Origin of the sequence: Rhizobium sp. 62_C5_N11_2 (genome assembly GCF_051811185.1) — a bacterium.
Classification (GTDB): Bacteria; Pseudomonadota; Alphaproteobacteria; order Rhizobiales; family Rhizobiaceae; genus Rhizobium; species Rhizobium leguminosarum.
On sequence record NZ_JBPWPW010000001.1, the window covers coordinates 3226815 to 3247683 of the forward strand.

A 20869-nucleotide genomic window follows, 5' to 3' on the forward strand; every position below is an offset into this window, starting at 1 on the left:
ACAACGGAGACGCGAACAGATTCATGAAAAAAGCCGTTATTTATGTGGAAAAATTTTTGCCTGCCAGCCAGGCATTTGTTCTCAACCAGGCGGTAGCGTTTCGTTCTTTCGAAGCTGAAATTCTTGCCGGCTCGCGAATTTCTTCGGCGCATACAAAAAAATCCACTGTTCCGGTTCATGACATCCGTCGCTCTCCCATTGCGCGGGCCGGTGAACTGCTACTGAAAATCCCGCAGATCGGCCTTCCCTTCCTCTTTCCTGCGATCGGCAAAGCCGATCTCGTTCACGCCCATTTTGGAAAGAACGGCTATGTCATCGGCCCGCTGGCCCGGGCCGCCGGCAAGCCGCTGATCACGACGTTTCACGGCTTTGACGCCACCTATGGCGGCGATCCGAAAAAGCCGGGCGGCTTCAATCAGGTGCGTTTCTTCGCCAAGGGCCGGAGCGAGATGGCCGGATGGAACAGCTGGAACATCGCCGTTTCCGATTTCATCCGAGACCGGTTGCTGGCACTCGGCTTTCCAGCCGAACGCGTCTATCGCCATCATATCGGCATCGATCTCGATCTCTTCAAAATGGAACCCCGTCCCCGAAAAAAAGGGCGCGTGGTTTCAATTGCCCGCTTCGTCGACTATAAGGGCCATCGTTTCATGATCGATGCGCTTTCGCGTGTGGCCGCCGCCGGCACCCCGGTCGAATTCGTCATGGTCGGCCAGGGTCCCTTGAAGGAGGAAATCGAAGCACTGGCGCGTCGTTCCTTGCCAAGCGTCACGATCCATGAAAATCTGTCGCAGACTGAGATAAGAGATCTGCTCGCCAGTGCGGAGCTTTATCTCCATGGAAGCGTGACCCTCGACAATGGTCACGCCGAAGCTTTCGGCCTCGCAAATCTCGAGGCGGAAGCCGTCGGTACTCCGGTCGTCGCATTTCGCTCGGGAGGCGTCGGCGAAGCGATCGAAGAGGGGAAAACTGGTTATCTCGTGGAGGAGCGGGATGTCGCAGGAATGGCGGACGCGGTCGGAAGACTGCTCAACGACCAGACCCTGTGGACAGCCTTTAGCGCGCGGGCACCGCTTCTGGTGGCCGAGCGCTTCGACTTACGTCGTCAGACGGGGACGCTCGAGGACTATTACAGTTCCGTGCTAGACGAATTTTCCAGCCGGGGTCGGACTTGATGGTGCAGACAGGAAAAAAGCCGAAGTGGGGACTGAACGTATTTCGGCCACTGCGGAACGGATTTGTGAAGGCCAAGTGGCTCTACTATACGAAATTCTGGGGAATGGACATCGATCCGACGGCCAGCTTTTCCTTGAGCGTGCGTTTCGACAAGACCAACCCTAGGGGATTGCATATCGGCGCGGAAACTTACGTCGCCTTTGAGGCGGCGATTCTGACCCACGATCTCACGCGCGGGCTCTATCTTCACACGAGGATCGGCAAGCGCTGCTTCATCGGCGCCCGCAGCATCATTCTGCCCGGCGTCGAGATCGGCGACGAATGCGTCATCGGCTCAGGCTCGGTGGTGACCAAGAGCGTCCCGCCGCGCTCGCTTGTCGCTGGCAACCCGGCAAAGATAATCCGCAGCGACATCAAGATCATTTCGCGTTACGGACGCATGGCTCGCGAAGATGACACGGTCTCGCAGATCGTGACGCATTTGCCGACTGGAGAAGCACGATGAAGATGTTTGCCTACCGGGGGAAACACGAGAATTTTGGCGACGAACTGAACCATTGGCTTTGGGAGCGTTTGCTGCCCGGCTTCTTCGACGAGGACGAAAGCCAGCTCTTTCTCGGCATCGGCTCGATCCTCTACGATAATTTCGATCCGAACATGCAGAAGATCGTCTTCGGCTCGGGCTATGGCGGATACACCAACCCGCCGAAGGTCGACGGCAACTGGACGTTCTATTTCGTGCGCGGAAAGAAGACCGCGGAAATCCTCGGCATCGATCCGAGCTACGCCATCGGCGATTCGGGCATCCTCACGCGCAGCTGCTGGGATGCCAAAAGCATCGAGAAGCGTTATCCCGTCTCCTTCATGCCGCATTATGAAAGCGCCATGTACGGCAGCTGGGATAAAGTCTGCGATCTCGCCGGCATCCACTATATCGATCCCCGCTGGTCGGTGGAAAAGGTTCTGACCGAGATCAGCGCATCACATAAGGTCGTCTCCGAGGCGATGCATGGCTGCATCATATCCGATGCGCTGCGCGTTCCTTGGCGGGCGATCCGGCCGATCGCGCCGGGCAATCGCGCCAAGTGGTATGATTGGGCGAGTGCGCTCGATCTGGAGATCGATTTCGATCCGATCGGCCCATCGAACCTTGTTGAAGCCGGAGCGTCGCTGGTACGGAAAAATACCTACCTTTTGAAGAACATAACGTTCCGCCACCGCCGCATCCGACAGCTCACTGGCAACTATGTCTTCGGGTCGACGGTCAAGACGTTGCAGCGGGTAGCAGAGAAGCCGGGCCAGCTCAGCACAGATGAGTCTATCGTGAAAGCGCACGACAGAATGCTGCTTGAGCTAAACCGACTGAAGCAAGATTTTTCCAAGAAAACGGCAAGCGTTCTGTGAGGTCGCAAACCGGGTTCGTGACGAGGCAACAAGGCATGATGCTTTCTAACTCCATCAACCCCTTCTGCACCAGCAAAAGGGAAAAGCATTTTGGTTGGGCGTGCAGTCCAATTAAACGGTCAATGTCCTCGACGTGCGGAGCCGTTCATCTATGAGCAGTGTTACCGACCGACTGATTCAGGGCAGCATGTGGCTGAGTCTGTCCCGCGCCATCGTCAACGGACTTTCGGCACTCAGCACCTTTGTGCTCGCCTGGTATCTCGTGCCGGCTGATTTTGGTCTCGTCGCCATTGCAACGACGATCCAGGTCATCTTGAGTTCGGTGACCGAACTCTCGCTCAATCAGGCGCTTATCCGCCACGAGTCTCCCAGCGAAACGCACTTCAGCGCGGTGTGGACGTTGAGCGTGACGCGAAGCGCTGTTTTGGCGCTGTTGTTTGCCGCCGCGTCCTATCCGATTGCCGAATTTTATAACGAGCCGCGGCTGACGAGCGTGATGCTTGCCTTGAGTTTCAGCCTGCTCTTGAGCGGGCTGGCCAATCCACGCCGCGTCATGCTGCAGCGTGATCTGATCTTCTGGCAGGAGTTCGTACTCAACGTCTCGCAAAAGCTGGTCGGCTTCGTCGTGACGGTGGCAATTGCTGCCATCTACCAGAGTTATTGGGCGCTCGTTATCGGCACCCTCGCCTATCAGGTCACGAATATCATCGTTTCCTACACCGTCCTGCCGTTCTGGCCGCGCATCACCTTTCGTCATGCACGCGAATTGTTTTCGTTCTCGGTGTGGCTGACGGCCGGACAGATCGTCAACACGCTGAACTGGCGCATCGAATACTTGCTGATCGGCAAGATGCTGGGCGCCACGCAGCTTGGCCATTATACCGTCGGCAACACTCTTTCGACGCTGCCGACGCGCGAGGCGACGGCGCCATTGAACCAGACGATTTACCCGGGCTTTTCGAAGGTCCGCAACGATCCGGTCCGGCTGATCGCAGCCTATCAGCGTGCACAGGCGCTTCTGGCGGCGGTGGCGCTTCCGGCCGGTATCGGGATGGCTGTCGTGGCCGATCCGATGATGCGGCTTGCCTTGGGAGAAAAATGGGTTCCCGCCATCTTCATCGTGCAGGCGCTCGCATCGGTCTTTGCCCTGCAGACCCTCGGTTCGCTCGTCCAACCGCTCGGCATGGCAAAGGGCCATACCAAGATGCTGTTCATCCGCGACACGCAGATGCTGGTGGTCCGCGTGCCCATCATCATCGCTGGTCTCATGATGGCCGGGCTTCCGGGCGTCGTTTATGCCCGCGTGTTGACGGGTCTGATTTCCACCGTAGTCAACATGCTTCTCGTCAAGCGCTTGATCAATCTGCCATTCTTCCAGCAGCTCGCGGCAAACTTCCGCGCGCTTGCCAGTGTCGCCGTGATGGCTGCCGGCGTCTGGGGATTGTCGCATGTCCTGAACACCCCCACCGACAAATTGGCGTTGGCTCTTCACCTGGCCATCCTCGTCGTCACCGGCGGTATCCTCTATGTCGGTTCCAGCTGTGTCCTTTGGCTCGCGATGAAGAAGCCAAACGGCCCGGAAACCGAAGTTCAGCGTATCGTTGTCAAGTTCCTGTCAAAAGCCAAACGTATTGCCGTACCCAAGTCGGCCTGAAGTTAAACGAACATCAACAAGAGAGGCAGAATGACCAGCCAATCCAGATCGGAGCTGATCTCAAAACTCAACGGCATGATCCATGATTGCCTGAAGGACTATGTCTCGCGCGACGAGCCGCTTGCGATTCTCGACTTTCCCGACATCCGCAATTGCGGCGACTCGGCAATCTGGCTGGGTGAGATGGCCTATCTCAAAGATCGCTTCGGCAAGCGCCCGGACTATGTTTCCAGACTGTACGACTTCTCCGCCGACGAACTGAAACGGCGGGTACCGACCGGCCCGATCTTCATTCACGGCGGCGGCAATTTCGGCGATATCTGGGTTGCCCACCAGGATTTCCGCGAATCGATCATGGAGCGTTTCCCGGATCGGCAGATCATCCAGTTCCCGCAGTCGATCCACTACAGCTCGCCTGAGCGCATCGAGCAATCCAAACGGGCAATCGGGCGCCACAAGAATTTCGTGTTGCTCGTGCGCGACGAAGAATCGAAGGAGTTTTCCGAAAAACACTTCGACTGCACCGTACGACTATGCCCCGACATGGCTTTTGCCATCGGTCCGCTTCCGGAAAGGGCGACACAGATTCCCGTCCTCGCCATGTTGCGGGAGGATGCGGAACGGGTTGGCGGTACCGATCGCACAATTCCTTCCGATATTCCTGTGGAAGACTGGATTACCGAGTCGAAACGGAAGGTCGATATCGCCAAGAAGTTGGGGGTAGCTTCGGCCTATCTCGCATTGAAGCCGAGCGAAGTTGCCTTGCGTAGACTGGACGCTGCGGCACACAACCGTTTCGAGCGCGGCATCAGTCAGATTTCGCGTGCCCGCGCAATCGTGACCGATCGCCTGCACGTCCATATCTGCTCGCTGCTGCTCGGCCGCCCGCATGCCGTGCTGGACAATAGCTATGGAAAGATCCGCCGCTTCATGAATGCTTTCTCCGGCGGAACAGACCTTTCATACAAGGCAACCTCGCTCGAGGACGGAATAGAGTGGGCGCGTCGTCAGGCGGCAAAGGGGCGTGTCGATGCAAAAGAAGCTGTGAGCTTGCGGGCTTAAGGGGGCATTCGATGACACTTGTCACCTTCATTATCCCGGTCCGACATCAGGACAATGCCCGCGATTGGAGCAGGCTGAAGGCAAACCTGACCCAGACCGTGGCCTCCATTTCCAACCAGACCAATGGAGACTGGCGCGGCATCATCGTGGCAAACGAAGGTGCGGATCTGCCTGACCTGCCGGAAAAATTCTCCGCCGTGCGTGTCACCTTTCCGCCGAACGACCTGCATGAGCTCGGAAAGGGCAGCAAGGAAGACTTCCTTGATGCCTTCCGGGCAGATAAAGGCCGTCGCGTTCTGAGCGGCATGCTGAACGCCACCGACAGTCGCTTCTTCATGATTGTCGATGACGACGATTTCGTCAGCTCTCGGATCGTTCAACACGTATCCGACAATCGGGACGCCAACGGATGGACGATCGATCATGGTTATATCTGGGACGATGGCGGCAACTTCCTGTTTGGCCACGACGACTTCAGCCATCTCTGCGGTACCTCGTTGATCATTCGTGCCGATCTCTATGAACTGCCGGAACGTTTCGAGGAGGCTTCGCTCGACTGGATCAAGTCGATGCTGGGCAGCCATGTCCGCATAGCAAGCATCCTTGCCCAGCGAGGCGCGCCGCTAACGAAACTGCCGTTTCGCGGGGCGGTCTATCGGGTCGCCCATGGCGGATCGCATAGTCAGGCACCGAGCCTGCTGCGGCAGTATTTCCTCAACCGCGGTGTGCTCACCAAACCGCGGCGGTGGTTACGCAATCTTCGCAAGCTGAGGGTACTCGGCGAGGGTCACAGGCGCGAGTTTTTCGGCAAGACACGGTCAAACCCCGCGTAGGCGCCGAACTGCTCGAACATCGCACAGGCAGTCAAAACATGAAGCTCTTCTCTTACGACTTCACCAAGAGGGTTGGTAACTGATGTCGGATCTCTTCGTCAGCGTGCTCTTTTCATCTTACAATGGCGCCAGCCGCCGGCTGCGCCATACTTTGGATTCCTTGGTGCGCCAGGAGCTTCCCCATGATCGATGGGAATTGGTTGCTGTCGACAATAATAGCAATGACGATACGTTTGAGCTTTTGAAATCGTACAGCGAGAAGCTTCCCATCACCATCCTGCAGCAGCGCAAGCCGGGAAAGTCTGGCGCGCTGAATTTGGCTTTGGATCAAATAAAGGGAGATCTCATTGTCTTTACGGACGACGACATACGCGCCGAACCGAACTGGCTGAAAGCGATCGTCGACTGCGCTATCGCCCATCCGGGCTATGGCGTGTTCGGCGGCAGAATCGTCCCCGATTGGGAAAAGGAGCCGAAGGGCCGCTTTATCGATTGGATTCCAATGGGCTCGACTTTCGCGATCGTTGATGAAACGCAAAGCGGACCTTGTGACCCGACGAAAGTCTGGGGTCCCAACACGATCATTCGGCGAGAGTTGCTCGGAACGAGCGTGCGCTACCGGGAAGATATCGGCCCTCTCCCAGGGAAGATATTTGCCATGGGTGAAGATGCGGAAATCATCATTCGACTGGCGGCCAATGGCGCCAAGTCCTATCGATGCGCAGAGGCCGTGGTTCATCACTGGATACCGGCATCAAGTGTCACTGAGGATTGGGTACAGAAACGCGGCGAACGGCTCGGCTATGGCATGCCGGCGCTCTTCCCTGACGAGGTACCTGGAGGGGTGAGACTCAGCGGAGTTCCACTACCGATCTGGATCGAAAGCGCGCAATGGGCATTTCGGGCAGCCATGCTTTATCTCTTGCCGCAATCGAAGAAGCGTTTCTGGGCTATCTGGAAATATTACTACATGCGTGGATATCGTGCTGGAATTCGCCGATATGCGCCCCAGACGCTCGCGCGGTGATCGATTGGCCCAGGAGGCAGTGAATTGAAACTCTCGGTGCTCATCAACAATTTCAATTATGGTCGCTTTTTGCGCCCATGCATCGACAGTGTTTTGTCGCAGGCCTACCCCGACTTCGAAGTGGTGGTAGTCGACGACGGATCAACGGACGATTCCCGCCAGATCCTTGCCTCCTACGGTGAACAGATCCTGACGGTATTGAAGGAAAACGGTGGCCAGGCCTCGAGCTTCAACGCGGGTTTTGCGGCCGCAAGCGGTGATGTCCTCTTTCTCCTCGATGCCGATGATGCATTCTTGCCGGGCAAGCTCGCTCGTATAGCCGAAATCTACGACCGCAGCGAAATCGACTGGTGCTTCGACCGGGTGACGACCGAGGAAAGCGACCAGCCTCCAGCAGAGCTGCAGGTGACACTGTTCGACAAGCGGGATACGCTGCGCAAGGGCGGCTTTCCCTCGCTTCCTGTGCCGACCTCCGGCTTGAGCTTCCGCCGCGATCTGCTGTCTCAGATCCTGCCAATGTCTGTCGCGAAAGACGTCGTCCTCAGCGACAATTACATCAAGTTTGCAGCCGCCTATCTGGGTCGCGGCGCCATCGTCGAAACACCGCTGACGTTTCAGCGCATTCATGAGTCGAACCGCTACACGGGCACAAGCAGGGCAAAGACACTGCGCCCGCGGATCATGATCGCGACTGGGCTCGAACTGGCACGCCGCTATGACGGGCTGCAGGCACTCGGCAAGAGCCTCGTGGCCGGCGGAATTGCCGAAACGACATCGCTTCTGAAGCTCCGGGGCGAAGCTCGGAACACGGTGGCCGGCGGTCCGTTCGGCGATGCTGCCGCGACCGAAGTGGCCTTGATGGCGGCGCGCAAGCGTTTGGGAAATATGCTGCGGAGAGGACAGTTATGAATCAGCAAAAGACTTTTCCGCATTCATCCGTCGGCACAGAAGTAGGCGCCGCGCCGCTGAGGATCGCCGTCGGCGTGCTGACCTATCGCCGCCTCGACGGGATCGCCAAGCTTCTTGACGTCATGACGCGCCAGGTCAGGCAGCCGGCTCGCCCCTATCATCTCACTATGGTGATCGTCGATAATGATGCGGCCGGCAGCGCAAGGGCCACGGTAGAGAGCTTTGGCCAAACAGGTGCCTACGACCTGATCTACGTCATCGAACAAAATCAGGGCATACCCTTTGCACGCAATCGCGCATTGGATTCAGCGCCTCCCGGCACTGACCTCTTCTGCTTTCTCGACGATGACGAATGGCCGGTCGATGGCTGGCTGGACGCGATGCTGGAGACACGGGAGAAAAACCGCGCCGATTGCGTCTACGGCCCCGTCCAACCGGTCTATCCCGAAAACCCGCCGGAATATTTCATCAAGGCAAGGGTGTTCGAGCGCAAGAAGAACAAGGACGGTCAACGCATTTCTTATGCGGCCTCTAACAACGTCATGTTCGACTATCCCCTGATCCGCTCATGGAATCTGCGTTTTGAAGAGAAGATGCGCTTCACCGGGGGCACGGATTACCTTTTCTTCAACCAAGCCATCCGCCGTGGCATGCAGGTCTTCTGGGCTGACAAGGCGCTCGTCCATGATATCGTTCCGGCCAGCCGGATGACCTGGAAATGGGTATTGCAAAGACAATACCGGCTCGGCAATACCTTCGCAGTCAGCGAGGTCCTGCATGGCAACCTCAAGCGCCGGATCTATCGCGCGGCCTATGGTGCCACGAGAGTCATCCTTGGGCTGGTCATGCTGCCGGCGATCTTGATTTCACCCTATTGGGGCATGCGAGCCCTCACCCATGTTCTGCGCGGCGCGGGCATGGTTAATGGGATTCTCGGCCATGCATACCAGGAATACAAGCCCAATGCCGCGCTCTGATATTTGTTTACGCGAGCGCCCTTGGAAGAGTTTTGACCCTTATTATGTTCCAGTTGAAAATATCATGAGTGATTGGCTGTCCATGAACTTCAAGGCTTCAATCGACCAGGCCAAAAATGGTACACTTCTATTGAACTATCGTGAGACAATCGCTGTTCGTACAGAACGGTTTTTCGCCCCTATCATCGGTCAAATATAGGAGATGCCTGTCTATGACTGAGAAAAAATTGAAGGTTCTCGCTGCCTCGTCAGGAGGCGGCCACTGGGAGCAACTGATGGCCATGCGCGGCGCATTCGAGGGCTGCGATATCGTCTTTGCAACGACCATCCCGGGACTGCTTGCAAAATACGACATTCGGGACGGACTAGTGCTTCCCGATTGCAGCCGCGACTCGATACCCATGTCGATCCGGTGCTTTTTCAGCGCCTTTTCCATCGTCATCAAACAGAGGCCCGATGTCGTCATCTCGACCGGTGCCGCGCCCGGGCTTTTTTGCCTGCTTGCCGGCAAATTGATGGGCAAGCGGACGATCTGGATTGATAGCGTCGCCAATGTCGAGAAGCTGTCGCTATCGGGTAAATTGGCCGGCCATATTGCGACGCTCTGGCTCACGCAGTGGCAGCATCTTTCACGGCCGGATGGCCCCCACTACGCAGGAGCTGTCCTTTGATCCTTGTCACCGTCGGAACGCAGCTGCCGTTTGATCGCCTCGTCAAATCTGTCGACACCTTCGCAAAGGAACTGTCCAAACCGGTTCTGGCGCAGATCGGCAAGGGCACCTACACGCCACAGAACATGAAATGGATCAAGAATATCGAGCCCGCGGACTTCGATAGAGTCTTTTTCGATGCAAGTGTCATCGTCTCTCACGCGGGAATTGGCACTGTGCTTACGGCGAAACGTTTTGGAAAGCCGATCATTCTCGTTCCCCGGCAGGCATCCCTCGGCGAGCATAGAAACGATCATCAGCTTGCCACGGTAGGCCAGCTCGCGGGCCGACCGGGTATCTACGTTGCACATACCGATGACGATCTCAGGAGCTATCTGCTCGAAGACCTGGATAGCCCGTCTCACGAAGATTCGTCGGAGGCCGGTCGGGCTTCACTGGTCACCTACCTGAAAAACTATATTGCAGCAGTCTGAACCCTGAGAGCCGTCAGGGACTGTGACGGGCATGAGAGAATTTTCATTCTCCGCAATTGTTGCCGGCGATACGTTTGGCGAGTTCGGGCGCGATGATTTTGGAGGCCACGTCGGGCAAAGGATGCACACCATCAGGAATTGCCCTGGCCAGATCATCCGGCGTAAGACGCTCCCAGTTGGGCCGGTGGTCGACAAACTCCAGACCACGTATTTCGGCCTCTGTCTGATGGGCAGAGACATAGCTGTCGGCAAAGGGGCGGATTAGCCCCCGCAGCCCCGAAAACGGATTCATGGCCATGACGATGATCCGCGCTTGCGGCAGGCGCTGCCGCAGCTGGTCGAGGATCTCGCCGATATTCTTTCGGCTTTGCGCAAGCGACACGAACCGATGCAATGTCGCATCGTTAGCATAGAGTTCAATCAGGATGATATCCGGCTGCGCGGCAACGACGCGATCAACTTGGGTAAGGGCCCATAGTGACGTCTCGCCGCTCTTTGCAACGCTCTCGACTTTCACGGGCCTTTGCAGGCAGACTGAAAGCCCTGTCTCGAGAGCGGGCTGCCATCCCCCGCGGGCCGTCAAGGATGTTCCGAAAGCCACTATTTTCAGCGGCTGAGGACTATCGGCATGGCCGTTTTTGACCGCGGAAAACATCACCAGACACGCCAGAAACAGAACCAGTCCATAAGCCGGTCGCCTCGCAGTCGGCGCCGCTCGCCAAAGCAGCAAACACATCATCGGGAGACCTTGCCGCAGACTTGAGACAATTTCGTGAAATGGCCGCTCATGCCCGTTCGAGCAACGCGAAACTATCCAACCTCACTCTGGCGGATGGCTGCTTTGAGACGTCCGGGCTTTCAACCACGCGAAACAGCCGCCAATCACTCCTGACGAAATACGTGCTGCATCTGATCGGTCAGCGGCTTCGTCAGATAGGATATGACGGTCCGGTCGCCGATCTTGATAAAGACCTCGGCCGGCATGCCGGGATAGAGCTTTATCGTCTTCATCCTGGCAATGCTTTCAGCTTTCGGCTTGACGCGCAGGGGATAGTAGCTGATGCCCGTGCGCTCATCCTTGACGATATCAGGGGCGATTGAGGTAATCTCACCGCTCACATCAGGCGTCGTGCGTTGATCGAAAGCACTGAAGCGCACATCGACGGACTGACCGACGTGAACCTGGTCAATATCGCGGGTGGCGACTTTCGCCTCGACCGTAAGTTCGTTATTTTCGGGAACGACGAGCATCAACGTCTGACCGGGATCGATGACACCATTGACGGTGTGAACCGAAAGTTCGTGAACTCGCCCAGTCAGCGGCGCGGTAATGTCGAGACGGTGCAGCTGATCGAGTGCGGTTCCGCGGCGCTCTTCATATTCGGCGATCTGTGCCTCGACGTCGGTCAGGTCCTTTGCGATCTCCGAACGACGATCCTCATCCAGCTGGATCGACTGGCGATCGATCTCGATTGCCTTACCCTCGGCCTCGGCCTTTGATGCGATTTCCTGGCCGCTGTTGCCCTGGAGATCGGCGCGTGCGCGCTTGAGCGTATTCAAACGCTGAAGCGTGACGAGACCCTTCTTGTAGAGCGTATCAATGCCCTCAAGCTCCTGTTCGATCAAGCCCAAGGCATCGCTGGTGGCGTTGATCTGAACGACCAACCCCTTTACCTGCTCGGCCAGCTGGTCCTTGCGCGATGCCAACTGGCTCTTCATTCCGATAAGCGCCGTCCTGCGACTGTCGAACAATTTCTGCTCACCATCGAGAAGCTTCGCCGCGGAGCTGCTGGATGTCAGATCAGTGATGTTTTCCTCGACCTCGAACGAATCGGCGCCAATCCGTTCCGCCTTCAGACGGGCGCGGCGCGCATAAAGCTGAGCGAGCGTGCTTTCGACAATCGAGAGGTTCGCTCTTGTCGTCGTCCCATCGAGCCGTATCAGCACCTGCCCTGCCGTCACATGGTCGTTTTCGGCGACCAGCAGTTCCGACACGATACCACCTGTCAGGTGCTGGACCTTCTTGACATCGCCGTCAACAACGATCACGCCCTCGCCGATGACTGCGCTCGAAAGCTCTGTCGTCGCCGCCCAACCGCCGATGCCGCAAACGAGGGCTATCGACAACGCACCGACAACGGCAACATGCCGATTGAGGGAGCGTTTCGATTCACTGATAACTTTATTCACAATCTTCCCTCTGGCCTATTCGGCCGCATTGATGCCGTCGACCACGACTTTAAGCTGAGCCACGCGCTCGGCAATCGGCGTGCGCGCCGCTTCCGGCCGGCTGACCCTTGCCAGAACTTCCTCTTTCGGACCGAACGCGATCATCCGGCCATCTTGCATCATCAGCACGAAGTCACAGACCGCCAGAACGCCGGACCGATGTGCGATGACAACGACAATGCCGCCGCGCGCCCGCACGCTCATGATCGCAGCACTCAGCGCCCGCTCGCCTTCTTCATCAAGATTGGAGTTCGGTTCATCGAGCACGACGAGGAATGGTTCGCCGTAAAGCGCTCTTGCAAGCGCGATCCGCTGTCTCTGGCCGGCCGAAAGCGCCGCACCGCCTTCGCCGATTTCGGTTTCGTAACCGTTCGGCAGACGAAGGATAAGATCGTGAACACGCGCCGCCCTCGCTGCGGCAACCACTGCCTCGGGCGACATCTCCTTCGCGAAACGGCAGATATTCTGCGCGACGGTCCCCGAAAAAAGCTCCACATCCTGCGGGAGATAACCGATATGCCGGCCAAGTGCGTCACCGTCCCACTGGTCGAGTGCCGCACCATCAAGGCGAATGGATCCTCTGACGGTCGGCCAGATGCCCATCATCGCCCGCGCCAGCGACGACTTACCCGAGGCACTGTAACCAATGACCCCAAGCGCGCTCCCTGCCCTTAAGCCGAAGCTGACATCGGAGATGACCAGGCGCTGGCCAGCCGGTGGTCCGCTCGCCAGGCCCTCAACAGTGACTTGCTTGGTAGGAGCCGCGAGCGCAAGCGGGGCTGGAATCTCAGGAATGGTTTTCAGCAGGCTCGAAAGCCGCGCCCAGCTCTGCTGAGCAGAAACGAAGCCACGCCAATTTCCGATCGCTGCTTCGACAGGCGCCAGGGCGCGCGAGGTCAATATCGAGCCCGCGATGATAATTCCCGAAGAGGCCTGCCCTTGAATGACCAGGATTGCGCCGGTCGCAAGCGTCCCCGATTGCAGAGCAATACGGAAAATCTTCGACAAGGTCGCATATCCGTTGCCGACATCCGATGCCTGCCGAGTGATCGTCCGGTATTCACTGTTCTTGCGGTCCCAGATTTCGGCCATCGTGCCTGCCATGCCCATGGCGTGAATGACCTCGGAGTTGCGGATCGAGGTCTGCGCGAAGGCATTCCGCATATTTGCGGAGTCAGACTGCTTTTTTGATAGCGTCCGCGTTCCCTGATTGGTCATGAACGTCAGGATGGCGAGAACCAGCGATCCACCGATCGCGATATATCCGATCGCCGGATGAAAGAGGAAACAGATCACGATATAGAACGGCAACCACGGCAGATCGAACATCGCTGTCGGGCCCATACCGGACAGGAAGGTTCTGATCTGGTCGAAGTCGCGCAACGGCTGAAGCCCGTCGCCGCCGATTTTGACCTTCAGCGGAGCCTTGATAAGCGCCCGGAACACACGTCCGTTCACCATCTCGTCAAGTGAACCGGCAACACGCACGAGCATCCTGCTTCGCAGAACCTCGAACGCTCCTTGAAAGGCGTAAAGCATCAACGCAAGTATTGCCAGGGCAGCCAGCGAGGGTATGCTTTTGCTGGGGATGACCCGGTCATACACCTCAAGCATAAAAAATGAACTTGTAAGATAGAGGATATTGATAAGCGCACTTGCTATTCCAATGAAAACAAGCCCCCCCTTGCATTTCCTCAAGGCTTTGGATGGCTCGCTCGCATCCGCTGTTGAACTCTGAAACACGAAGTAATCCCTCTCTTACCGCATAACCCACAGGCATACATGCCAGCGCACTGCAGCTACGGGTCCATCAAGCCCGATCAATAACACAGCCGCATCTGGATTGTCGGCACCGGTGCCGATCTTCCGCTTGCAAGCTCACACCTATTATATGAATCCCACCGAAAAATGGCCAAGAAATTCCAATTTATAGCGCGCGCGATTTCAGGGGTTCTAACTTGACGCTACGCTAAATATACCGGCCCAAGCAAGTGAAAATCGCAAACCGCCCAATAACGGGCCAAAGGGATAGCCGTGCCGCGTGCTTAAACACGATGTTTACTCGGGCATTAACTATATATTCAGTCCATATTTTACTCTGAAGATGAACGGCTGAAATATTAGGTCAGCGACCATTCCCCGACTCGACTGCCGGCGAGCACTCATCATCGAGCTTTAATGTCGAGATAAAACGGCTGGCAAGGCGGCCCCGCCGACCCGTCCCGTCTGACTCAGACCAGCAGATGTGAGCCATGAAATGCATCCACGTTGATGGAGACGCTCAACGAGTCCGTATCGATGTGTGAAGCACCGTCGGAGATCTTGTACTGGAAGGATTCGCTGACGTTACCGCTAATGCCGGCGAGTTTGGCCGCATCGACCGTATAGGCGTAGTCACCATCGCTGTCGACATGGATGACGCCGTATTTCCCGGTCAGCGTCAGCCCATGCTTGTCCACCGCACTGTCACCGAAGCGGCGGAGCAGCACAGTCCCGTTGGAGGCACTGTCGTTTTCGAGGATATTGCCGTGATAGGCGCTGCCGGTGTCACTCGCGATCTTCAGGTTGTCATGGACGGCGACGATCTTGGGAACGACGGCTGCGGCTACCGTCGCGGTATGCGTTTCTGTTGCGGGAGCCTGGGTAATTGTTTGCGGCAGCGCTGGTACTTCCACATGCTGCTCGACGACTGGTACGGTAGGCGTCTGCTCATTGTTCGATGACGTATTGCTGCTCGTGCTGCCAGCGGCGCTGTCAAGCTCGGCCTGCGCTTGTTCGAACGTTTTGTTCTCGCCGATGGAGAACGTGTTCTGAGCAGCAATTGCGGGCGGCATCGTCAGCGTCGATACCAGGCTGTCGATGATATTGTCATGAAAAGAACCCGATGCGGACCTGTCTACCTTCAGCGCTGACGAGGACAGGCCGTCAAAGACATTGTCATGGATATCGATGTTCTCACGAACATAGTTTGGATAGCCCGCTGCGCTAACCAGGACGCCATAAACGCCACCATGCACATAATTTCCGCTGATGTCATAGTTCTTCGCATCTCCCTGATCGCCAAGGCCAATACCGTAGGACCAGCTATAGCCGCCGTATCCCGAGATGTCGTTGTCGTGGATGGCGATATTCGTGCCCGCCTGGGCACTCAACCCAAAGCCACCGCCGATGAGCGTGTTGCCATCGACCACGGCGTTTACAGCCCTGACCAACACGAGGACACCCTTGGCGCTATTGGTCTCCGTCTGCTCCAGATGATTGTCCTTGACCAGAATATTGCTGCTATCATTGAGCTGGATAGCGTCTGCCGCTGCACCCTGGCTGTTGGTGACGGTATTGTTGACGAGGGTGACACCGTTGACCTTGTCCATCCAAATGCCATCGGCATGCACCCCGGTCAGCTTGCTGTTCTCAATCGTGATGTTCTGGCTGCTTTGGAAGCTGATCGAGCCGGGCTTTCCAGCAAGGCCTGTATTTGTCACCTCGACGTTGCGAACCGTCCAGTTCGACACATTCCCTGCATATATCGCGTTGGCGCCGGTATCGGCGATCTTGATGTTCTCAATGACGATGTTCGAAGCCTTGGAACCGTGGATGCCGTCATTGCTGCTGTGAATGACCGGCGCATCGCCAACACCGTAACTGCCAATCGTGATTGGAGCGGCAACGCTGCCGGAGTATTTCAAATCGAACTGTTCGTTGAACACGCTTCCGGCAGCCAGGAGCACGCTATCGCCCGGGTTGAGCTTGAGCGCCTCGACAGCGGAAAGCGTCGCGAAAGCCGCCTGCTCGCTCACTCCACTGTTCTGATTGGATCCCGTTGCCGAATTTACATAGTAGACGGTCACACCATGATCTCCCAAAGATACTGGAAAACCTTCTACCCGCGGACCTCTCTCTGCCTCCTAAAATGGAACACTAAAATGCGTTCTATCTCGAGATAATTCTTACGTCCGCTGCAAAATATCTTCATTTCGCAAATATTTCGCATTGCAAAAAAAGTTGCACTGCACAATTATGAACAAGTTACCTGATATCGGCATCGGCAATAAGATTACCTCCTAGAACACGCATCTTAATTTGTAAAAAATGCGCCTCCAAAGAGACATTACTTGATAAACATATGTTACAAGAGAACGACATCAGTTACTTCGTCGAAAAGCATGAGATAGAGCGATCAACGAAACAAAACCGCGATATCACGCCATAGCCCGTAGTGATTATATCAACATCTCATCTGCACATCAGAACCTCAACGTATTCTTATAAATTGCTGCTGAATAAACATTCTTTCCCTCTGAAGAAATTTGAATTCGTATCTGTCATTTGACACTTTCACTTATTATTAACGCAACAAACGCCAGGCACTTCATTGTCTTATGCGAGTTGCATGTGTGTCATTATTGTACAATACACCAGAAAATGTTCACTTGCTGTTAACTACGCCCTTGACTCTCTGTATTAAGATATCCTTAATCGGGCAGCTCGCTAAAGGTCAGAATTGACCTATCAAAGAACTATTCAAGGAGAGAACTGATGGCTGTTCACGCAACCGACGATAGTGCAACATTCCTGGAAACAGACGCCATTTCAGGAAATCTGCTTTCCAACGATTCATCCGATAACGGACACCTTTTCCTGCGCGCCTTCGACGGCGCGAGCGTTGGCGCCAAGAGCGGCAACAGCCAGATCACCGAAATCCAGGGCGACTACGGCACCTTCTTCGTCAAGCCCGATGGCAGCTACACCTATGTGCTAAGCGATGCTGCCAAGGTCAACTTCACCAATGGTGAATTGCTCCAGGAGAAGGTTTCGTACAAAATCTCCGACGGCAGCGGTCATACCGATGTCGGCCTGTTCACCCTGAACATCCAGGGCGTAACCCAGGTCAAGCCGATCGCGGTCGACGATCACTACAGCTTCACCGAGGGCGACGCCATCGGCGGCAACGCCTTGGACAACGACATTGCCGGCGACAATGGTCATCTCTTCCTCCGACAGTTCGCCAACACGGCCGTAAACGGCGATCCAAGCGCAACGACCGACGTCGCCGGCACGTATGGCACGTTCCATGTCAAAGCGGATGGAACATTCACCTATGATCTGGCAGTAGATGTTGCTCCGGGCGATCACGTCACGGAAACTATCCAGTTCTACAAGATCTCCGACGGCGAAGGCCACACCGATGTCGGCGTTCTGACACTCAACATCACTGGCGCGGACGCAGACGTCTGATCATTCAATAACCAACTAAAAAGCAACGCCCGCCGAGCAGATGGCGGGCGTTTTACAAGTCGAGCCGCGTCACGAGAATGAGCAGTCGGCAACCATTTACACCGCTTCGAGCTTTCAGCAATGTTCGGAACGACCACCCCGGAACAGCACGAATTATATGCAGTCCGGTGCCGTTGGGCTTGGAACTGTCCAAAAGCCTGCTTTGTTGATTTACTTGCTGCAACGCTGCCGGAACCGCGCCGTCGCGGAATCTCCAACGCTCGTCCAGGCTTGATCGAAGATTGGACGAAGCTGTGGGCTGATCTCTTTTATCGTGGCATTCACCCTGCAACGATCGCCCAGTTTCAGCATCGTCGTAAGATCGCTGTCGAGCGCGTTCCTTGCCGCCGCAAGTGTTGCATCCGTAAAATCGTTCCAGAAGTAAAACCGCGTCAGGATCATCACCTGGTCGTAGGGCGCAAGCACAACCGAGCGCTTCATCATTCCTGCAACCGCAGCCGGCTCCTCCGCAATTATCGACTGCACGGCCGCAAGGCGAAGCCAAAAATTACTGTTCGTCGGCATGCACGAAAGCGCATACCGCAGATACTGGCGCGCACTCGACGCCGCAGCGGCCCAGGTGTCGTAGTTGACATTGACATTCTGCCGATCGAGTTGCGCCAGAACGAGGGTTACGACAGCAGCCACAATGTCGGATCGGCAATAATGACCGTCAACAACGTCGACACTACGCGACGCGTATTTGGCCACGACATCGTCCGCGACTGTCTCTCCACGCTCGATCCTTTCGGCGACGATCGAGATGCTGGCCGTTCTTATCGAAGCGTATAGCTCTCGACCGGCCAGCACCAAAAAGACGAGGGTGACAATAATGAAAGCGATCCTGGTAACCGAAACGAACTGACCTCGGAACATCAGCTTTCGGTATAGTATCGCGAATAACGCTTATAATAATACTCGCTCGAACCGAATGTCCGGTAAAGTTTCATCTGCGACGGGTCGACCTTGGTCAATATAGTACCGACGCATTTCGCATAGAGTTCCGGTTCGGACAGCAGTGTCGACTGCACGACCTTGCGCGATGTCTTTCCCCACTCGATAACGAAAACGACCGCATCGAGCTTCGAATTGATGGCGCGCGCATCCACAACCGGCGCCAAGGGCGGCAGGTCGACGATAATATAATCGAAGCTTTGACGCGCCGTTTGAAGAAGCTGATCCATGCCGCGTGACGCAAGCAACTCCGACGAATGCGGAACACGATACCGTGCCACCGTCGGCAAAAATGCGAGTTTTGTTTTGGGATCGAGAAGGATCAAATCCTTGAGCGGACGGCTGTCGACGATCGCCTCGAGCAACCCGGCCTCGGCATGGCGGCCGATCGCCCGGGTGGCACCAGGATTGCGCATGTCGCCGTCGATAAGCAGGCAACGCGCACCCTGCATTGCCAGGAGTTTGGCAAAATTGATGGAGGTCGTCGACTTCCCTTCGCCGGGCAAGCTCGACACGACGCCGATGACCTTGCAGCGCTGATCGGCAGCACTGAGGTCGATGGCAATCTTGGCGCTTCGAAGCGTCTCGGCAAATGCCGAGAGCGGATGCTCCTCGACATAGGTCGTGGTCTTCCCGCCCCTGGCGATGCTTCGTGGATTGCTGGGATCAACGAGCGTCGGATCGTCGACGTTATTTTCAATCAGCGGCATGACACCGAGAGACTCGACATCAAGCACGTCCCGGACATCATCGCCGGTGCGGAAGAACCGATCCCGGAATTCGCGGAAGGCCGCTATACCACTTCCAAATGCACATCCCATGAACATCGCGAAAGCAACGACGAGAGCTCTCTTCGGAGCGCTCGGCTTCGTCGGCGTCTCCGCCGTCGTGATGATTCGCGCAGCGGTGATCGGAAAGCTCTGCTGTTGAATTGCTTCCTGATAACGCGTTAAGAAGCTCTGATAGAGATTCTTATAGGTATCGCGCGTGCGCTCGAGTTCGCGAAGCTGCACCTGGGTTTCGCCAGCCATTGCGGCTACGCCCGTCGCCTGTGTAACGCTGTCGCGCAAAGAGTTTTCCCGCGATTTCGCGACCTGCAGCTCGCTTTGGTAGCTCTCGGCGATACGGTTCAACTCATCGAACATGAGCCTCTTATATTCTTCCATTTCCGCACGAAGCCGAACCGCCTGGACGTGATCGGGACCGAGCCGCGCCTCAATTTCAGTTTCGAGCTTGGAAGCCTCCAGATACTTCTTGCGCAGGTCGTTCGAAATGGAGCTGTCGAGCACATCGGTGACGATCGCATCGGTCTGCTTAGCGTCGATGATCGACTTGACGCGCGCATATTTTGCCTCGGCCTTCGCAGTCTCGGCCTGCGCATTGATCAATTGGGTATTGATCTCGGAAAGCTGCTGATCGCTAATCAGCGTACCGGATCCAGCCTCGACAAGTCCATGCTCGCTGCGGAATTTTTGCACGGCGAGGTCAGTGTCCAGCGCCTGCTGCCGGAGCTCTTCGATACGCTCCTGTAGCCACTCGCCGGCCCGACGTGTCGCCTCGTATTTCGAATTGAGCTTGTCAACCAGATAGACGTCGGCGATGGCAGCTGCGATATCACGCGCTAGATCCGGTGACTGCGAGGTAAAGCTGACATCGAGAACATAGGATTTGCCAACGCGTTCGACATCGATGTTGCCTGCAACAGTCTCCGCAGCACTCCGCCGCCTCATTTCCGGATCGGGTGCGACGGCTGCGTCATCGGCAAACCACGACCGAAAATTCACGAAGGATTTCAGCGTTGAGACAGAAAAAAGCGAGCTTTTCGGTCCCATGAACTCCGCATTGTCGACGAGTTTCAGCTTGTCGACGACGGCATAGGCGATGGTGTCGGACTTCAAAAGCTCGACCTGACTGAGGACAGTACCTTCGTCATCGTCCATCTGGCCGAAAGCCGCCAGCTGGTTGATCACCTGGCTATCGCTGCGGTCGATCAGCACGCTTGTGTCGGCGGTGTAGACGGGCACCGAGGTCAGGACATACACAATGCCCAGAATGGCGAAGGCGAAACCGCACGCCGCAACCATCCGCCACTGTCGGCGGGCGATTGCGATGAGCTTGTCGAAATCGATGAAGTCAGCTTCGTTTCCCGTATCGCGGGAGGGGTCGATACGTGGCGTAAGTTTATCTGGCGATAGCAATTTCGATCTCCAACAAATGCGTCAAGCG

General features: G+C 56.3%; 19 protein-coding genes. 13 read left to right on the forward strand and 6 right to left on the reverse strand.

What is annotated here, in order from left to right:
• Positions 1 to 23: 23 nt before the first annotated feature.
• The 12 genes from AB8B31_RS16155 to AB8B31_RS16210 all read left to right on the forward strand — a co-directional run bounded on the left by AB8B31_RS16155 (position 24) and on the right by AB8B31_RS16210 (position 10186).
• Positions 24 to 1175 carry a glycosyltransferase gene (locus AB8B31_RS16155; protein WP_028733317.1) on the forward strand — a complete coding sequence of 384 codons (1152 nt, stop codon included), beginning with the start codon at positions 24 to 26 and terminating at the stop codon, positions 1173 to 1175.
• Positions 1175 to 1681 carry an acyltransferase gene (locus AB8B31_RS16160; RefSeq protein ID WP_028733316.1) on the forward strand — a complete coding sequence of 169 codons (507 nt, stop codon included), beginning with the start codon at positions 1175 to 1177 and terminating at the stop codon, positions 1679 to 1681. The genes AB8B31_RS16155 and AB8B31_RS16160 overlap by 1 nt, the downstream gene beginning before the upstream one ends.
• The gene (gene pssM / locus AB8B31_RS16165) at positions 1678 to 2580 is read left to right on the forward strand and encodes an exopolysaccharide glucosyl ketal-pyruvate-transferase (RefSeq protein WP_018243203.1); all 903 of its coding nucleotides are present in this window, start codon (positions 1678 to 1680) and stop codon (positions 2578 to 2580) included. Before AB8B31_RS16160 ends, pssM begins: the two co-directional genes overlap by 4 nt.
• A gap of 151 nt (positions 2581 to 2731) precedes the next feature.
• A complete protein-coding gene (locus AB8B31_RS16170; protein ID WP_026188495.1) occupies positions 2732 to 4234 on the forward strand; it encodes a lipopolysaccharide biosynthesis protein in 1503 nt (500 codons plus the stop codon).
• A gap of 30 nt (positions 4235 to 4264) precedes the next feature.
• Entirely contained in the window at positions 4265 to 5296 is a 1032-nt protein-coding gene (locus AB8B31_RS16175; RefSeq protein WP_018243205.1) for a polysaccharide pyruvyl transferase family protein, read from the forward strand.
• An 11-nt stretch (positions 5297 to 5307) separates the two neighbouring features.
• The gene (locus AB8B31_RS16180; protein WP_018243206.1) at positions 5308 to 6129 is read left to right on the forward strand and encodes a hypothetical protein; all 822 of its coding nucleotides are present in this window, start codon (positions 5308 to 5310) and stop codon (positions 6127 to 6129) included.
• Positions 6130 to 6211: 82 nt separating this feature from the next.
• A complete protein-coding gene (locus AB8B31_RS16185) occupies positions 6212 to 7156 on the forward strand; it encodes a glycosyltransferase (protein ID WP_018243207.1) in 945 nt (314 codons plus the stop codon).
• Positions 7157 to 7180: 24 nt separating this feature from the next.
• Positions 7181 to 8065 carry a glycosyltransferase family 2 protein gene (locus AB8B31_RS16190; RefSeq protein ID WP_131646726.1) on the forward strand — a complete coding sequence of 295 codons (885 nt, stop codon included), beginning with the start codon at positions 7181 to 7183 and terminating at the stop codon, positions 8063 to 8065.
• Positions 8062 to 9042: a glycosyltransferase family A protein gene (locus AB8B31_RS16195; protein ID WP_018243209.1), complete on the forward strand. Its 981-nt coding sequence runs from the start codon at positions 8062 to 8064 to the stop codon at positions 9040 to 9042. Before AB8B31_RS16190 ends, AB8B31_RS16195 begins: the two co-directional genes overlap by 4 nt.
• Entirely contained in the window at positions 9029 to 9241 is a 213-nt protein-coding gene (locus AB8B31_RS16200) for a hypothetical protein (protein WP_130717552.1), read from the forward strand. The genes AB8B31_RS16195 and AB8B31_RS16200 overlap by 14 nt, the downstream gene beginning before the upstream one ends.
• 13 nt (positions 9242 to 9254) lie before the next feature.
• Complete coding sequence (locus AB8B31_RS16205) at positions 9255 to 9713, forward strand: glucuronosyltransferase (protein WP_018446812.1); 459 nt, start codon at positions 9255 to 9257, stop codon at positions 9711 to 9713.
• Positions 9710 to 10186 carry a glycosyltransferase gene (locus AB8B31_RS16210; protein WP_018243211.1) on the forward strand — a complete coding sequence of 159 codons (477 nt, stop codon included), beginning with the start codon at positions 9710 to 9712 and terminating at the stop codon, positions 10184 to 10186. The genes AB8B31_RS16205 and AB8B31_RS16210 overlap by 4 nt, the downstream gene beginning before the upstream one ends.
• Before the next feature lie 43 nt (positions 10187 to 10229).
• On the opposite strand, the gene AB8B31_RS16215 is transcribed toward AB8B31_RS16210, so the two are convergent.
• The 4 genes from AB8B31_RS16215 to AB8B31_RS16230 form a co-directional block, all read right to left on the reverse strand.
• Positions 10230 to 10925 carry an SGNH/GDSL hydrolase family protein gene (locus AB8B31_RS16215; RefSeq protein ID WP_130652901.1) on the reverse strand — a complete coding sequence of 232 codons (696 nt, stop codon included), beginning with the start codon at positions 10923 to 10925 and terminating at the stop codon, positions 10230 to 10232.
• A gap of 143 nt (positions 10926 to 11068) precedes the next feature.
• Positions 11069 to 12376, reverse strand: coding sequence for an HlyD family type I secretion periplasmic adaptor subunit (locus AB8B31_RS16220; protein ID WP_130652902.1), 1308 nt, complete (start codon positions 12374 to 12376; stop codon positions 11069 to 11071).
• Between the two features lie 15 nt (positions 12377 to 12391).
• Complete coding sequence (locus AB8B31_RS16225) at positions 12392 to 14158, reverse strand: type I secretion system permease/ATPase (protein ID WP_018243214.1); 1767 nt, start codon at positions 14156 to 14158, stop codon at positions 12392 to 12394.
• Positions 14159 to 14646: 488 nt separating this feature from the next.
• Positions 14647 to 16263 carry a right-handed parallel beta-helix repeat-containing protein gene (locus AB8B31_RS16230; RefSeq protein ID WP_130652903.1) on the reverse strand — a complete coding sequence of 539 codons (1617 nt, stop codon included), beginning with the start codon at positions 16261 to 16263 and terminating at the stop codon, positions 14647 to 14649.
• Positions 16264 to 16951: 688 nt separating this feature from the next.
• On the opposite strand from AB8B31_RS16230, the gene AB8B31_RS16235 reads away from it, so the two are divergent.
• Positions 16952 to 17650: an Ig-like domain-containing protein gene (locus AB8B31_RS16235; protein ID WP_047618813.1), complete on the forward strand. Its 699-nt coding sequence runs from the start codon at positions 16952 to 16954 to the stop codon at positions 17648 to 17650.
• Between the two features lie 210 nt (positions 17651 to 17860).
• Here the strand turns inward: AB8B31_RS16235 and AB8B31_RS16240 are convergent, their stop codons facing one another.
• Together AB8B31_RS16240 and AB8B31_RS16245 are read right to left on the reverse strand one after the other, a co-directional pair.
• Positions 17861 to 18565: a hypothetical protein gene (locus tag AB8B31_RS16240; RefSeq protein ID WP_130652904.1), complete on the reverse strand. Its 705-nt coding sequence runs from the start codon at positions 18563 to 18565 to the stop codon at positions 17861 to 17863.
• Positions 18565 to 20841, reverse strand: coding sequence for a polysaccharide biosynthesis tyrosine autokinase (locus AB8B31_RS16245; protein ID WP_047618818.1), 2277 nt, complete (start codon positions 20839 to 20841; stop codon positions 18565 to 18567). The genes AB8B31_RS16240 and AB8B31_RS16245 overlap by 1 nt, the downstream gene beginning before the upstream one ends.
• Positions 20842 to 20869: the final 28 nt, after the last annotated feature.